The organism is Candidatus Omnitrophota bacterium (assembly GCA_016209275.1).
Classification (GTDB): Bacteria; Omnitrophota; Gorgyraeia; order Aquiviventales; family Aquiviventaceae; genus JACQWM01.
The window spans coordinates 1-14,649 of record JACQWM010000040.1 but is presented as its reverse complement, the minus strand read 5'-3'; the positions used below and the strand labels follow the sequence as shown (position 1 = coordinate 14,649).

General features: G+C 60.5%; 11 protein-coding genes. All 11 read left to right on the top strand.

Going from position 1 to position 14,649, the window contains the following annotated elements; genetic code table 11:
• Positions 1 to 18 precede the first annotated feature (18 nt).
• The gene (pfkB, locus tag HY737_05585; GenBank protein ID MBI4597855.1) at positions 19 to 1,140 is read left to right on the top strand and encodes a 1-phosphofructokinase; all 1,122 of its coding nucleotides are present in this window, start codon (positions 19 to 21) and stop codon (positions 1,138 to 1,140) included.
• Positions 1,137 to 2,819, top strand: a complete 1,683-nt coding sequence (gene glgP / locus HY737_05580; GenBank protein MBI4597854.1) for an alpha-glucan family phosphorylase — start codon at positions 1,137 to 1,139, stop codon at positions 2,817 to 2,819. The genes pfkB and glgP overlap by 4 nt, the downstream gene beginning before the upstream one ends.
• A gap of 1 nt (position 2,820) precedes the next feature.
• The gene (locus HY737_05575) at positions 2,821 to 5,094 is read left to right on the top strand and encodes a heavy metal translocating P-type ATPase (GenBank protein MBI4597853.1); all 2,274 of its coding nucleotides are present in this window, start codon (positions 2,821 to 2,823) and stop codon (positions 5,092 to 5,094) included.
• A gap of 12 nt (positions 5,095 to 5,106) precedes the next feature.
• Positions 5,107 to 5,733 (top strand): cation transporter, encoded by a 627-nt coding sequence (locus HY737_05570; protein MBI4597852.1) that lies wholly within the window; start codon positions 5,107 to 5,109, stop codon positions 5,731 to 5,733.
• Positions 5,734 to 5,844: 111 nt separating this feature from the next.
• On the top strand, positions 5,845 to 6,900 hold the full coding sequence (locus tag HY737_05565) for a TIGR00730 family Rossman fold protein (protein MBI4597851.1): 1,056 nt from the start codon (positions 5,845 to 5,847) through the stop codon (positions 6,898 to 6,900).
• Positions 6,901 to 6,921: 21 nt separating this feature from the next.
• Positions 6,922 to 10,437: a DNA polymerase III subunit alpha gene (locus tag HY737_05560; GenBank protein MBI4597850.1), complete on the top strand. Its 3,516-nt coding sequence runs from the start codon at positions 6,922 to 6,924 to the stop codon at positions 10,435 to 10,437.
• A gap of 40 nt (positions 10,438 to 10,477) precedes the next feature.
• Positions 10,478 to 10,756, top strand: a complete 279-nt coding sequence (locus HY737_05555) for an integration host factor subunit beta (protein MBI4597849.1) — start codon at positions 10,478 to 10,480, stop codon at positions 10,754 to 10,756.
• A 26-nt stretch (positions 10,757 to 10,782) separates the two neighbouring features.
• Positions 10,783 to 12,069, top strand: a complete 1,287-nt coding sequence (locus HY737_05550; protein ID MBI4597848.1) for a histidine--tRNA ligase — start codon at positions 10,783 to 10,785, stop codon at positions 12,067 to 12,069.
• Entirely contained in the window at positions 12,060 to 13,454 is a 1,395-nt protein-coding gene (gene aspS / locus HY737_05545) for an aspartate--tRNA ligase (GenBank protein ID MBI4597847.1), read from the top strand. The genes HY737_05550 and aspS overlap by 10 nt, the downstream gene beginning before the upstream one ends.
• A gap of 18 nt (positions 13,455 to 13,472) precedes the next feature.
• On the top strand, positions 13,473 to 13,994 hold the full coding sequence (locus HY737_05540) for a LysM peptidoglycan-binding domain-containing protein (GenBank protein ID MBI4597846.1): 522 nt from the start codon (positions 13,473 to 13,475) through the stop codon (positions 13,992 to 13,994).
• The coding region (locus HY737_05535; protein ID MBI4597845.1) for a PhoH family protein at positions 13,994 to 14,649 on the top strand (656 nt) is incomplete at its 3' end. The genes HY737_05540 and HY737_05535, both read left to right, overlap by 1 nt.

Here is a 14,649-nt window from a genome sequence, read left to right as displayed (position 1 = left end):
TCTCGAGGGAAAGCAGCGATGATCGGCACGGTTACCATCAACCCATCCATCGATCAGCACATTCTCATCGACAGGCTGACGAAGGATGACGCCATCCGGGCGCGCGAGATTCGCCGAGACCCAGGCGGGAAGGGGATCAACGTCTCGCGGGTTGTGAAAGAGCTTGGTGGCGAGACGGTGGCCTTCGGGGTGTCCGGCGGCTGCGCCGGGTACATGCTGAAGAACCTCATGGCCGAGCATAGCATTCCATGTGAGGCCATCGAGGTCCCGGAGGAGACCCGCATCAACGTGATCCTCACCGACCGGTCCGACTGGACGCAAACCCGCATCAGCGCGCCAGGTCCTCGGATCACGCTGGCAGAGCTTGAGCAGTTCACCGCCAAGATCGTGAGCTGTGAACCATTTCCGGCGTGGTGGGTCCTCGGCGGCAGCCTGCCGCCGGGCGTTCCGGACGACTTCTATGCCAGAGTGATCAGCAGCCTCCAGCAGCGCGGCGCGAAATGTCTGCTGGATGCCGATGACGAAGCCCTGAAACTCGGCTTGCAAGCCAACCCATACCTGATCAAACCAAACGAACATGAGTTTGCCCGTCTGATCGGCCGTCCGCTGCCCACGGAACAGTCCTTGATCGACGCCGCTCAAGAAGTCATCGCCGGCGGGGTTCAGGTCGTGGCCATCACGTTAGGGCGCAAGGGTGCGTTGATCGTCAGCCAAGGAAAGGCTCTTCACGTCGCGAGCCCTGATGTGGAAGTCCGCAGCAAGGTCGGGGCTGGCGACTCCTTCCTCGCGGGCGTTGTGCTCGCGCTCTCGCACGGGCAATCACTGGAATCGGCCGTGAGGCTGGGCACCGCCGCCGGCACAGCCGCGGTCATGCACGAGGGCACCCAGCTTTGCCGCAGAGAAGATGTGGAGCGACTGGTGGATCAGATCACGATCACGCCGCTGAAAACTGCCGCATCGTCCCAGGTGCTAGCAGAGACGACGAGCGTGCGAGATGTCGTCTGCGGCATGGACGTGGACCCCGCGCTCTCTGGTTTTTCAGCGACCGATCGAGGGACGGTCTATCAGTTCTGTTCCCTCAAGTGCCAGCAACAATTTGAGGCAGCTCCCCAACGATTCGTCAGGAACGTTACGGCATGAGCATCGCCTACTTCTCCATGGAGATCTGCTTGGAACACGGGATTCCCACGTATAGCGGTGGGTTGGGCGTGCTGGCGGGCGATACGATTCGCTCGGCGGCTGATCTTCAGATTCCCCTGGTCGCGGTCACGTTGCTCTATCGGAAAGGATATTTCTACCAGCGGCTGGATGCCACTGGCTGGCAGCGAGAAGAGCCGGTGGCGTGGGCGATCGAGGACTACCTGACCGAACGGTCCCAGCGCGTCACAGTCATGATTGAGGGACGCGCCGTCCACATCCGTGCCTGGCAGTACGACGTCAAGGGTGCCGAGGGATTTACCGTGCCGGTCTTTCTTCTCGACACTGACCTGCCGGAGAATGCCGAGGGTGATCGGACGCTGACCCACTACCTCTACGGCGGGGACCAGCACTATCGGCTCTGCCAGGAAACTGTCCTCGGGATCGGCGGGGTGCGGATGCTCCGGGCGTTGGGCCATGACCAGATCACGCGGTTCCACATGAACGAAGGGCATGCAAGTTTGTTGACCTTGGAATTGCTCGATGAGGCGGCCACGCAGGCAGGACGAACAGCCATCACGCATGACGATGTCGACGTCGTCCGCAAGCAATGCGTATTCACGACCCACACCCCGGTGCCGGCCGGGCATGACAAGTTTCCGATGGACCTCGTCATCCAGGTGCTGGGGCGCCGCGACGTGTATGACATGCACGAGGTGTTCTGCTGCGAAGGGCTGCTGAATATGACCTATCTGGCACTGAACCTGAGCCACTACGTCAACGGGGTCGCCAAGCGCCATGGAGAAGTCTCCCAGCTCATGTTCGCCCGCTACAAGATCGATGCGATCACCAATGGCGTCCACGCCGCGACATGGACCTCACCACCCTTTCAGCAGTTATTCGATCGCTACATCTCCGGCTGGCGAGGGGACAACTTCAGCCTTCGCTATGCCCTGAACATCTCAAGACAAGAGTTGTGGGCGACCCATCTGCAGGCCAAGAAGCGGCTCCTCGAGTACGTAAACGACCAGACGAATCTGGGGATGGACATCGATCATTTCACGCTTGGGTTTGCGCGGCGGGCGGCGACGTACAAGCGAACCGACTTGCTATTCCACGATCTGGAGCGGCTCAAGCGCATCGTGGCGAAAACCGGCCCGATCCAAGTGATCTATGCGGGCAAGGCGCATCCACAGGATCAGGAAGGGAAAGCGCTCATTCAGCGCATCATCAAGGCCAAGGAGGCGCTGCAACCCTACCTCAAAGTGGCTTACCTGGAGAACTACGACATGGAGCTGGGCCAGTTCATAACGGCGGGGGTGGACGTGTGGTTGAACACCCCTCAGCCACCGCTCGAGGCCTCGGGGACCAGCGGCATGAAGGCCGCGCTCAACGGGGTGCCGAGTCTGAGCATTCTCGATGGCTGGTGGCTCGAGGGTCACATTGAAGGGATCACAGGCTGGGCGATTGGCCAGGATGGCGGTAACGAGGGAACGCCACGAGACGCTGCGCAGGACGCCGCTTTTCTGTACGACGCGCTGGAACAGACCGTGGCGCCCTTGTTCTATCGCAACCGAGACCGGTTCATCGATGTGATGCGCCATGCGATCGCCATCAATGGCGCATTCTTCAATACGCAGCGGATGCTCCAGCAGTATGTGATGAACGCGTACACTCGCTAAGATGACCGTTCCCCCGCTTGCCATTCGAGATCCCATCTGCGGGATGACCGGCACGATTGAGCGTCATGGCCGATGGTTTTGCAGCGAGCGTTGCGCCGCCGAATTTGAGCGACGGCAGCGACGGCAACAGATGCCGGCTGCCGCTCAGCCAGCCGCCCACGCCGTCTACACGTGTCCGATGCATCCTGAGATTCGTCAGCCCGGACCCGGCGCATGTCCGATCTGTGGGATGGCGCTGGAGCCGCTCGAGCCAATCGCCGAGGAGCCGACACACCCTGAGCTGCGTGACATGACTCGCCGATTTCGGCTGAGCCTCGTCCTCGCCATTCCAGTCTTGGCGCTGGCCATGTCGGAGATGATCCCCGGCAATCCGCTGGGACACGTGATCTCCGTCCGCCTCAGCCTGTGGCTGCAACTCTTACTCAGCACGCCGGTGGTGCTGTGGGGCGGTGGGCCGTTCTTTCAACGAGGCTGGCAGTCCATCGTCCGACGACGCCTGAATATGTTCGCGCTGATTGCGATTGGCACGGGCACCGCCTACGGCTATAGCGTGTTGGCCGTTTTCGCGCCGGGCCTGTTTCCAGCCTCCGTGGTCGGACCGCACGGGACCGTGCCGGTCTACTTCGAGGCAGCCGCCGTCATCACCACGCTCGTACTCTTAGGGCAGGTGTTGGAGCTTCGAGCCAGGAGCCGCACCAGCGAGGCCATCAAGGTCTTGCTGAATCTTGCGCCGAAGACCGCTCGACGCCTAGAGACTGACGGGCGTGAAGTGGATGTGCCACTAACGCAGGTTCAGGTTGGAGATCGGCTCCGCGTGCGGCCCGGTGAGCACGTTCCCGCTGATGGGATGGTCATCGAAGGCACAAGCTCCGTCGATGAGTCGATGATCACCGGTGAACCTATGCCCGTCGAGAAACGTCTTGGTGGCTGGCTGACCGGAGGAACCGTCAACGGCACCGGCGGCGTTGTGATGGAAGCCAAACGGGTGGGCCAGGCAACCTTGTTGGGGCAAATCGTGCGACTCGTCAGCGAAGCCCAGCGCAGCCGAGCGCCCATCCAGCGGATTGCTGATGTGGTTTCGGCCTGGTTCGTCCCCGCCGTGGTCGTCATCGCCCTCAGCACCTTTCTCGTCTGGAATCTGGTGGGACCGCAGCCGCGGCTCGCCCATGCGTTGATCAGCGCCATCGCGGTGCTGATCATTGCCTGTCCTTGCGCGTTGGGGCTGGCCACGCCGATGTCCATCATGGTGGGGGTGGGTCGCGGTGCGCAGGTAGGAGTCCTGATCAAGAACGCGGAGGCCGTGGAAGTCATGGGACGTGTGGATACGGTGATCGTCGATAAGACCGGCACGCTCACCGAGGGCAAACCGCGAGTGCTCACTGTGGTGCCGGCACCCGGCTGGAGCGAATCAGACCTCCTCCGAGCGGCGGCCGGCCTTGAGCGTGGCAGTGAGCATCCGCTGGCCGCGGCGATTGTGGAGGGTGCTAAGGCCCGGGAGTTGACGTTGGCGCAGCCTCAAGCGTTTCAATCGCTCACAGGCAAAGGGGTGAGCGGAACCATCGACGGACGTGCCATTGTTGTCGGCGGCCAGAAACTCATGGAGGACCGTGGAATCGCCGTCGAGGCGCTCGCGGATCGTGCCGAGGCCGTGCGCAACGAGGGACATACGGTGGTCTTCGTGGCCGTGGATCGGAAACTGGCGGGTTTTTTGGGGATCGGCGATCGGATCAAATCCTCAACCCCTGAAGCTTTGGAGATTCTCCGCCGAGCCGGCGTGCAGGTGGTGATGGTGACCGGAGACGGTCGCACCACGGCGGAGGCGGTTGCTCGGCAACTGGGCCTGAAGCACGTGCACGCGGACATGCTCCCGGAGCAGAAAGGCGCGTTGATCAAGCGACTGCAAGCCGAGGGCCGCATCGTCGCCATGGCCGGCGATGGGGTCAACGACGCGCCGGCCCTCGCGCAGGCGAACGTCGGTATCGCCATGGGCACAGGCACCGATGTCGCGATGGAAAGCGCGGACATCACGCTGGTGAAGGGCGATCTGCGTGGCCTTGCCAGAGCGAGACGCTTGAGTCGGGCGACCATGCGCAACATCCGGCAGAATTTATTCTTCGCCTTCATCTATAACGCCCTGGGTGTGCCGGTGGCCGCTGGGGCGCTCTATCCATTCTGCGGTGTGCTCCTGAGCCCCATGCTGGCGGGTGCAGCCATGACGTTCAGCTCCGTGTCCGTGATCAGCAACGCCCTGCGCTTACGCAACATCAAGCTCTGAGGGGGGTCTCGTATGAACCGGGAACCTGAAAGTTCACAGGGCGCTGGACGCAGTGAGCTGCTCAAGCAGGCGCTATTCATCCAATGGTTCTTGGTGGGCTACAACGTCTTGGAGGGGCTCATCGCCATCACGGCGGGCATCGCCGCTGGGAGCATTGCGCTCGTCGGATTTGGGATCGATAGTGTCATTGAAGTCTTGGCAGCTGGCATGCTGGTGTGGCGCCTGTCTCATCGGGGTTCCCCGGATGAGGAAACGGCCAAGGAAAAGCAAGCGCTGAGAATCGTCGGGGTGACGTTCTTCCTGCTTGCGGCCTATGTCCTGTATCAGGCTGGAAGCACACTCGCACAACACCAGCCGCCTGAGGTCAGCCTCGTTGGGATCATCCTCTCGTGTCTGTCGTTGGTCATGATGCCGCTCGCCGCGGCGCGCCAGCGAGTGCTCGCCAAGCGACTTGGCAGTCGGGCATTAGCGGCTGATGCCATCGAGACCTTGATCTGCACCTATCTGTCGTTCACGCTGCTCTTGGGATTGAGCCTGAACGCCTTCTGGGGGTGGTGGTGGGCCGATCCGGCGGCCGCCCTAGCCATGGTGCCGCTGATGGTGAAAGAGGGGTGGGAGGCGACCTGTGAAAGTGGATGAACATCGGTCGGCGCACCGTCGTGTGGTTGAGCATTGTGGCATTGCCTCTGGTCGCAGGAGTGGGCATACTATTACACCTATGGAAGTAAGGAGCAGACAGCGGAGGTAACGATGGCGCTTCGACCCTCGACACGCATCTACACCACGCATAACGCAGCCATCGATGCGCAAATCGCCAGTCTCGTCAAGCAAGTGCCAGACGAGTTAGATCGGCGCCTGTTGACGGAGCTGATGGTGTCGGTGTACCGTCTTGGGGCGGATCGCGCCTCGACAGGCGATTTGAAAATCATCAACGCGGCGCTCAAGGAGCTGCGGTACGCCTTCAAGATCTTTCAGCCGTATCGGCATCTGCGGAAAGTCGCCCTCTTCGGCTCCGCCAGGGTTGGCCGCCAGCATCCGGCCTACGGCATGGCGAAAGAGTTCGGGCGGCTGATGGTCAAGGCCGGCTGGATGGTGATTACCGGAGCCGCCAGCGGCATCATGAAGGCCGGCCATGAGGGCGCGGGCCGCTCCGCGAGTTTCGGCTTGAACATCCGCCTGCCGTTTGAGCAGGAGGCCAACCCGGTCATCGCCACAGACTCGAAGCTGATTAACTGCAAGTACTTTTTCACGCGAAAGCTGCTGTTCATCAAGGAATCCCATGCCACGGCCTTGTTTCCCGGCGGCTTCGGAACGCTCGACGAAGGATTCGAATCCCTCACCCTGGTGCAGACAGGAAAATCTGATCCGCGCCCGATCGTGTTTGTCGACCCGCCGAAGAAGACGTTTTGGAAACCGCTGCTGAAATTTTTTGATCGGCAGCTCATCCATGAAAAGATGATTTCAGAGAGCGATCGCGCGATCTACGAAATGGCGTCTTCGCCGGAGGAGGCGGCCCGAAAAATTCTGCGCTTTTACAGCATCTATCACTCGATGCGGTATGTGGGGGACAAATTGGTGTTGCGCTTGCAGCATCCGCTGCCAACCCAAGCCCCCGCTCAACTGACCCGTGAATTTGGCGATCTGCTCGCCTCCGGCGCCATCGTGCAGGGGTCGGTCCTTCCCGGAGAAGCCGATGAACCGGAGCTCGCGCTGCTGCCGCGCCTGGTGTTCAATTTCAACCGCCAGCAATTCGGCCGCCTCATGCAATTGATTTACCGCATCAACGAGTTTGCTACCAAGACGTAGAAGTCGTAGACTAGCAAGGTCATGCTCCACAGCGAATTCGCCCACCTGCATCTCCACACGAACTACTCCCTCCTGGATGGCGCGTGCCGGGTTGGGCCGCTGATCAAGAAGGCGGTCGAGTTGAAGTTTCCCGCGATCGCCATGACCGACCACGGCAACCTCTTCGGGGCCGTCGAATTCTACGAGACGTGCCAGAAAGAGGGGATCAAGCCCATCATCGGCGTGGAAGGCTACATCGCCCCCAAGAGTCGCTTCGACAAATCAGGCATGGGGATCCGCGAGAGCAACGCCCACATCGTGCTCCTCGCCAAAGACGAGGTCGGCTACGCCAACCTCATGCGGCTCGTCACGATCGGCTACCTCGAAGGCTTCTACTATAAGCCCCGCTTCGATAAAGAGACGCTCGCCAAACACAAAGACGGCCTCATCATCCTGACGAGCTGCCTCAAAGGGGTGCTCAATGTGTATTTGACGCAAGATCAGTATGACTTAGCGCGGAGGGAACTGGATGACTTCATCCACATCATGGGGAAGGACAATGTGTATATCGAACTCCACAACCACAACCTTCCGCTGGAGCATAAAGTCCGCCCGCTGTTGCAGCGGCTGGCTGCGGACGCGGGGCTGAAGTGCGTCGCCACCAATGATGTGCACTACATCGAGCAGGGACATGCCCAGGCACATGACGCGCTCATGGCCATCCAGACGCAAACCACGATCGATGATCCCCACCGGCTGCGCTATGAGCAGCCGGAGTTTTATCTCAAATCCGCCGACCAGATGCGCGCGCTGTTTCCGGAGGCCCCGGAGGCGGTCAAGACCACGTTGGAAATCGCCGAGCGCTGCAATCTGGAACTCGCCCTGGGCAAACTCCATCTGCCGTACTACGAGCCGCCGGCGGGCAAGACGCAGCCGCAGTATCTGCGCGAATTGTGCACCGAGGGCTTGTCTCGTCGGTATGGCGCGCCGACCAAGACGATGACCGATCGCCTGGAATACGAGCTGTCGGTCATCCATCAGGCCAACTACAACAGCTACTTTTTAATCGTCTGGGACTTCGTCCGCTTCGCCAAATCGCGCGGCATCCCGGTGGGGCCCGGGCGCGGCTCGGCGGCCGGCAGCATCGTGAGTTATTGCCTCGGCATCACCGACATCGATCCACTGAAATACGATTTACTGTTTGAGCGATTCCTGAATCCCCAGCGCGTGACCCAGCCGGACATCGACATCGACTTCTGCTATGAGCGCCGTGGGGAAGTGATCGACTATGTGATTCAGAAATATGGCAAGACGAACGTCGCCCAAATCATCACCTTCGGGACCATGCAGGCCAAGGCGGTGGTCCGGGATGTGGCGCGCGTCATGAAGTTCTCGTATAACGAGGCGGATCGGCTGGCCAAACTGATTCCGAATCAGCTCGACATGACACTCTCGCAGGCGCTGGCCGAGGTGCCGGAGCTGGCGAATCTCTATCGGACGAACGAGCAGATCCGCCAATTGGTTGATACCGGCATGGTGCTCGAGGGCCTCACGCGCCATGCCTCAACGCATGCCGCCGGCATTACCATCGCCGATAAGCCGCTCACCGAGTACGCGCCCCTGTTTAAGAGCAACGACGATCAGATCACGACCGGCTTTGACATGACGTCGCTTGAGCATATCGGGTTGCTCAAGATGGACATGCTCGGCTTGCGCACGCTGACCGTCATCAGCGAAACCCAACAGCTCATTCAGCAGCGGCACGGTGTGGCCGTCGACATCGACACGCTGCCGTTTGATGACGCCAAGACCTACCAATTGCTCGCGCGCGCCGAGACCATGGGTGTGTTCCAGCTGGAAAGCGGCGGCATGCGCGATCTCTTACGGAAAATCAAACCCACCGAGTTTGAAGACATCATCTCGGTGATCGCGCTGTTCCGCCCGGGGCCGATGGGCTCGGGCATGCTGGATGATTTCATGCGGCGCAAGCATGGGCAGATCCCCATCAAGTACGAGCATCCGCGCCTGGAGCCGGTGCTGAAGTCGACGTACGGCATCATTGTCTATCAGGAGCAAGTGATGCGCGTGGCGAATGAGCTTGCGGGGTTTTCGCTGGCCCAAGCTGATCTGTTGCGCCGCGCGATGGGCAAGAAGATCCCCGAGGTCATGGAGAAGCAGCGCAAAACCTTTATGGATGGCTGTAAGAAAAATCATATCAGTGAACGCGTGGCGACGAAGATGTTCGAACTCATTGAACATTTTGCTTCTTATGGCTTCAATAAATCACATAGCGCGGCGTATGCCATGATTTCGTTTCGGACCGCCTACCTGAAGGCGCATTATCTCGTCGAGTTTATGACGGCGCTGCTCACCAGCGAAATGGGCAATACGGATAAGCTCGTCATCTATTTAGATGAGGCCAAGCGCATGGGGGTGACCATCCTGCCGCCGGACGTCAATGAAAGCGACGCGAACTTTACCGTCGTGGAAGACGGCGCCATCCGCTGCGGGCTTGGCGTGATCAAAAATGTCGGTCTCTCCGCGATTGAGTCGATCGTGACGGCCCGCCGAGCGGTCGGACGATTTTCCTCGATGCAGCAGCTCTGCCGCGACGCGGACCTGCGGCTGGTCAATCGCAAAGTGTGCGAGAGCCTGATCAAGGCGGGGGCCTGCGACAGCATGGGCCTCTCGCGCGCAGGCCTCCTGGCGAGCCTTGATCAAGCGATGGAGGAGGCGACCAGCGCGCAGCGGGATCGGGTGCGCGGCCAACTGACGTTTTTCGAGAGCTTGGCTCCAGAGCCGCCTGCGGCTGGCCCAGGGGCTGCCGGATCCCCCGCCCGATTGCGCGACTGGCCTGAGAGCCAAAAGCTGGCGTTTGAGAAAGCGCTGCTGGGATTCTACGTCTCGGGACACCCGCTGGCGCGCTATGAGCGCACCATCAAAGCGTTTGGAACCGCGACGTCCCAGCAGCTGCTCCAGAAAGAAGAAGGGGCTGCGGCGACCGTGGGCGGCATGCTGACGAAAATCAAGCATACCACGACCAAGAGAACCAATGAGCAGATGGCCGTCTGCGTGCTCGAAGACCTGCAAGGCGACGTTGAAGTTCTGGTCTTTCCCAACACCTTTATCCAACTCGCGCCCCAACTGAAGCCCAACGCGGTTGTCTTTGTCGAAGGCCGCGTGGCGATTCGCGATGATCGGCCGAGGCTCATTGCCCAGCAAATTGTGCCGCTGGAGCAGGGCGTCGGCAAACTGGCCCAGGCGTTGGATCTCATTCTCAATAACAAACGCGGGGAGAAGGAGTTATTAGGGCAGCTGAAGGAGTTGCTGGCCAAATTCCCAGGCGCCGTCCCCACCTACCTGCGGGTGCAGGGAACGGAGCAGCCCCTGATGCGCCTGCGCCTGTCCGACCAGTATAAGGTGGAGCCGAAACCCGAGCTGCTCGATGAGCTTGGCCGGCTGCTGGGTGATGAGTCCGTGGTGATCACCCGCCAGCCGCCAAAACCGCCCGCGGCCTTTCAGCCTTCCTTCAAATCCAGCCGCACCTTCGACGAATAGCTTGACAGCCTTCTGATGCTGTGTTAGCCTAACTCATCCTATGACGCTGACTAAGAAGGACTTAGTGCTGTTGGTTTCCAAGGAGACCGGCATTACCCAGGTGGAGGTTAAGCGGGTTGTTCAGCGAACGCTTGATCATTTGGTGCAAAGCCTGAAAGAAGGCAACACCATTGAGCTGCGCAACTTCGGCGTCTTCAAGGTGCGGCAGCGAGCGCCCCGCCGGGGGCGCAATCCGAAAACCGGCCAAGAAGTGCCTGTGCCGCCAAAGCGGGTTGTCGTGTTTAAACCTGGCCTGCTGATGCGCCAGGACATCAAGTAACCTCTCTGCGAAACGACCCTGCAACTGTGACCCGCCAATTCCAAGCCCTTCGCGGAACACGCGATGTGCTCGCCGCCGAGCTGAAACGCTGGTCTGTGGTTGAGCACGCGGCCAAGCGCCTCGCGCGCTGCTACGGCTATCACGACATCCGCACTCCCCTCATCGAAGAGGCCGGGCTCTTTCTGCGTTCGGTGGGGGAGACCAGCGACATCGTGCAGAAAGAGATGTTTCGCTTTGAGGACCGAGGCGGCCATGACATTGTGCTGCGTCCCGAGGGCACCGCGTCGGTCGTGCGCGCGTACCTTGAGCAGAACCTTGATAAAACCGAAGGGTTCGCCAAGCTCTTTTATGTCGGACCGATGTTCCGTGCCGAGCGGCCGCAGGCCGGGCGGTTCCGGCAGTTTCATCAGTATGGGGTTGAAGCCATCGGGTCTGCAAGTCCCTGGGTGGATGTGGAGGTCATCGTGCTCGCCTGCCATATCTTGCGAGAGTGCGGTGTTGCAGATTTTGTCGTGTGGCTCTCCAGCATGGGCTGCCGCAAGGATCAGGAGCGCTCCGCAGCCCTGCTGCGGGAGCGCCTGGCTCCGCATAGGGCGAAACTGTGCAAAGAATGCCAAGCGCGTTTTGAGAAGAATATCTTCCGTGTGCTGGACTGCAAGAATCCCGCCTGCCATGATCTGGTCTGGAAACCGATCACCGGCTCGCCGTTTCTGCTGTGCGAGGATTGCCAGAAACATTTCGATGCGGTTCGCCAGGGACTGCGCGATGCCGGCATCCCGTTCGATGACACCAAAGTCTTTGCGCGCGGGTTGGACTACTACACGCGCACGGTGTTCGAAGTCCGGGCTCAGGGCCTTGGCGCGCAGGATGCGGTGGCCGCCGGCGGCCGGTATGACCATCTGGTGGAAGAGCTCGGCGGGCCGTCACTTGGAGCCGTGGGGTGGGCCGCAGGCATTGAGCGCGTCTTGCTCACGATGGAGTCCGCCGCACCCAGCGCTGAAACCGTGCCGCCTCGTCACGGCATCTACCTTGCGGTCGCGCAGCCGACGCTGATCGCCCAGGGCTTCCGATATGTGCAGCAGCTGCGCGCTCGCGGGGTGACCGCGCTCATGGATTATGACGGCAAGAGCCTCAAAGCCCAATTGCGCGAGGCGGACAAAGCCCGGTGCCGATTCGTGGCGGTCCTTGGGCCGAAGGAGCTGGAGCAGCAGACGATTGCGATCAAAGACCTGGAACAGGGCAAAGAAACCCCCGCACGTCTTGAGGCATTTGTCGATGAAGTCGCCAACATGCTGAAGCCTTCATGTCATTGAGAACGCATGGTTGTGGAGAGCTGAAAGAAGCGTTCGTCGGCCAAACCGTGACGCTGTGCGGCTGGCTGCACCGGCGGCGCGACCACGGCCGACTCACGTTCTTTGATCTGCGTGACCGCTCAGGTCTGGCTCAAGTGGTGCTCAATGCCAACACCAACGCCGCGTTGCATCAAGAGGCCAAGAGTTTTGGCCCGGAGTATGTGTTGCAGGTCACGGGCACGGTCCGCGCGCGGCCGAAAGGCACGGAGAACCCGAAACTTCCCTCAGGGATGGTGGAGGTGGCAGCGACGGCGATAATCGTGCTCAATACCGCCACGGTGCCCCCCTTTGAAATCGATGACCACATCGAAGCGTCCGAAGAAGTCCGCATGCAATGGCGCTATGTCGACTTGCGGCGGCCCGCCAGCCAGCAGAAATTGATCGCGCGCCATCGCATCATCCACAACGTTCGCCAGACCATGAACGAGTTGGGGTTTCTGGAAATCGAAACGCCGATTCTGACGAAATCCACCCCGGAAGGCGCTCGCGACTATCTCGTGCCGTCGCGGGTGAATCCCGGCCATTTTTTTGCGCTGCCGCAATCGCCGCAGCTCTTCAAGCAGCTGCTGATGGTCTCCGGCCTGGAGCGGTATTTTCAGGTGGCGCGCTGTTTCCGCGATGAGGATCTGCGCGCGGACCGCCAGCCGGAGTTTACCCAGCTCGACCTGGAGATGTCGTTCGTCGACGAAGAGGACGTGTATACGATCGTTGAGCAGGTCATCGGCCGCGTCTTCAAGGCCGAACTCAGCATCGAGTTGCCCATCCCATTTCCTCGGATGACTCATCAGGAGGCGATGGCCAAGCACCAGACGGACAAGCCAGACCTGCACACGGAGCAGCAGCCCTGGGCGTTCTGCTGGGTGACGGATTTTCCGCTCTTCCGGTGGGATGCTGAGGGCAAGCGCTGGGATGCGGAGCACCATCCGTTTACCGCGCCGCATCCTGAGGATGCGGGGCGGCTCGAAACCGACCCTGGCGCGGTGCGCGCGCGCGCCTATGATCTCGTGCTCAACGGGATGGAGCTGGGCTCCGGCAGCATTCGTATCCATCAAACGCCGATACAGCAGCAGGTGTTTAAGGTGATGGGATTATCCAATGAGCGAGTGCAGGAGCGGTTCGGATTTTTGCTCAAGGCGTTTTCTTACGGGGCCCCGCCGCACGGCGGCTTTGCGTTCGGCTTGGATCGGCTCGTGGCGCTCATGACGCAGTCCCCGTCGATTCGCGACGTCATTGCGTTTCCCAAGACGGCGAAGGCGGTTGATCCGGTGACGAATGCGCCCTCGCCGGCGAACGATCAACAATTGAAAGAATTGCACATCGCCGTATTGGTACCCAAAAAATCATAAGAGGAGGAGCGAACAGACATGGTCAAGCGAACATTGTTCATCAGCGCGGTCGGATTGCTCATGGCAGGATGCCGGACGGCGACGCGCGTGGCCGATGTGCCGCGGGTTGATCTCGTCCTTGAAGGCGGCAATCGAGGCTACCTGATCGGCACACCCCCTCCTCCGATGGAGCAGAAGACGAGCCGGCAAATGGTCCAGACCGACGTGGAAATTCCCAGCCTGTATCAACCGAAGCCCGGCGGCGGCAAGGTGCTGAAGGAGGTGGCCCCGCCCGAAGTCGATTTATCGGAACAGGACGCCGCTCCAGCCGCGGTGGAGCCCGGCCCCTATGACACCTACACCGTGAAGAAGAACGAGTCGTTGTGGTCTATCGCGGCCAAGCCGGAGGTGTACGGCAAAGCCACGCGCTGGCGCCGCATCTATGATGCCAACCGCGATATCCTCAAGACCCCGGATCAGGTCCGTCCCGGCATGGTGCTCAAGATTCCCCGTGGCAAGACGACCCAGCAGAACGACGAAGGAACGGCATTGAAGAAATAATGGCTGAACATCGTTTGACGCTCCGCAATACCCAAGAAGCCCAAACCCTCTTCGGCAAGCACGACCAGCATTTGCGGCGCATCGAGCAGGCCCTGAGCGTCTCGGTGGTCTGGCGCGGGGAAGAGGTGAAGGTGACCGGAGCCGAATCTTCCGTGGCCAAGGCCTCCAAGCTCTTCGAGGATCTCCTGGTGATCGTGCGCGGCGGCTCGCCCTTGCATAAAGAAGACTTCGATTACGCGCTGCGTACCCTCTCCGATCCGAATCTGATGCAGTTGAACCAGATGTATCAGCAGCGGATCGATGTGCCCTCCAAGCGCCGGTTTATTATTCCGCGCACCCCGGGCCAAAGATCCTATGTCGAAGCCATGCGGGCGCACGATATTGTCTTTGCCATTGGCCCTGCCGGTACCGGGAAAAGCTTTTTGGCTGTGGCGATGGCGGTCGAAACGCTGACCAAAGGTGAAGTGTCACGAATCATTTTGACGCGGCCAGCGGTTGAAGCCGGGGAGCGACTCGGGTTTCTGCCAGGGGATCTTGCCGAAAAGATTAATCCCTACCTTCGACCTCTCTATGATGCGCTGTATGAGATGATGGAATTCGATATGGTCCAGCGATACATCAACCGCGGCATTATTGAGGTGGCTCCGCTGGCCTT

Bases quoted from the DNA above. Each gene is read 5' to 3' on its own strand.
- HY737_05565 (MBI4597851.1), top strand. From the start codon at position 5,845: ATGGCGCTTCGACCCTCGACACGCATCTACACCACGCATAACGCAGCC.
- HY737_05575 (MBI4597853.1), top strand. From the start codon at position 2,821: ATGACCGTTCCCCCGCTTGCCATTCGAGATCCCATCTGCGGGATGACC.
- HY737_05540 (MBI4597846.1), top strand. From the start codon at position 13,473: ATGGTCAAGCGAACATTGTTCATCAGCGCGGTCGGATTGCTCATGGCA.
- aspS (MBI4597847.1), top strand. From the start codon at position 12,060: ATGTCATTGAGAACGCATGGTTGTGGAGAGCTGAAAGAAGCGTTCGTC.
- HY737_05570 (MBI4597852.1), top strand. From the start codon at position 5,107: ATGAACCGGGAACCTGAAAGTTCACAGGGCGCTGGACGCAGTGAGCTG.
- HY737_05560 (MBI4597850.1), top strand. From the start codon at position 6,922: ATGCTCCACAGCGAATTCGCCCACCTGCATCTCCACACGAACTACTCC.
- glgP (MBI4597854.1), top strand. From the start codon at position 1,137: ATGAGCATCGCCTACTTCTCCATGGAGATCTGCTTGGAACACGGGATT.
- pfkB (MBI4597855.1), top strand. From the start codon at position 19: ATGATCGGCACGGTTACCATCAACCCATCCATCGATCAGCACATTCTC.
- HY737_05555 (MBI4597849.1), top strand. From the start codon at position 10,478: ATGACGCTGACTAAGAAGGACTTAGTGCTGTTGGTTTCCAAGGAGACC.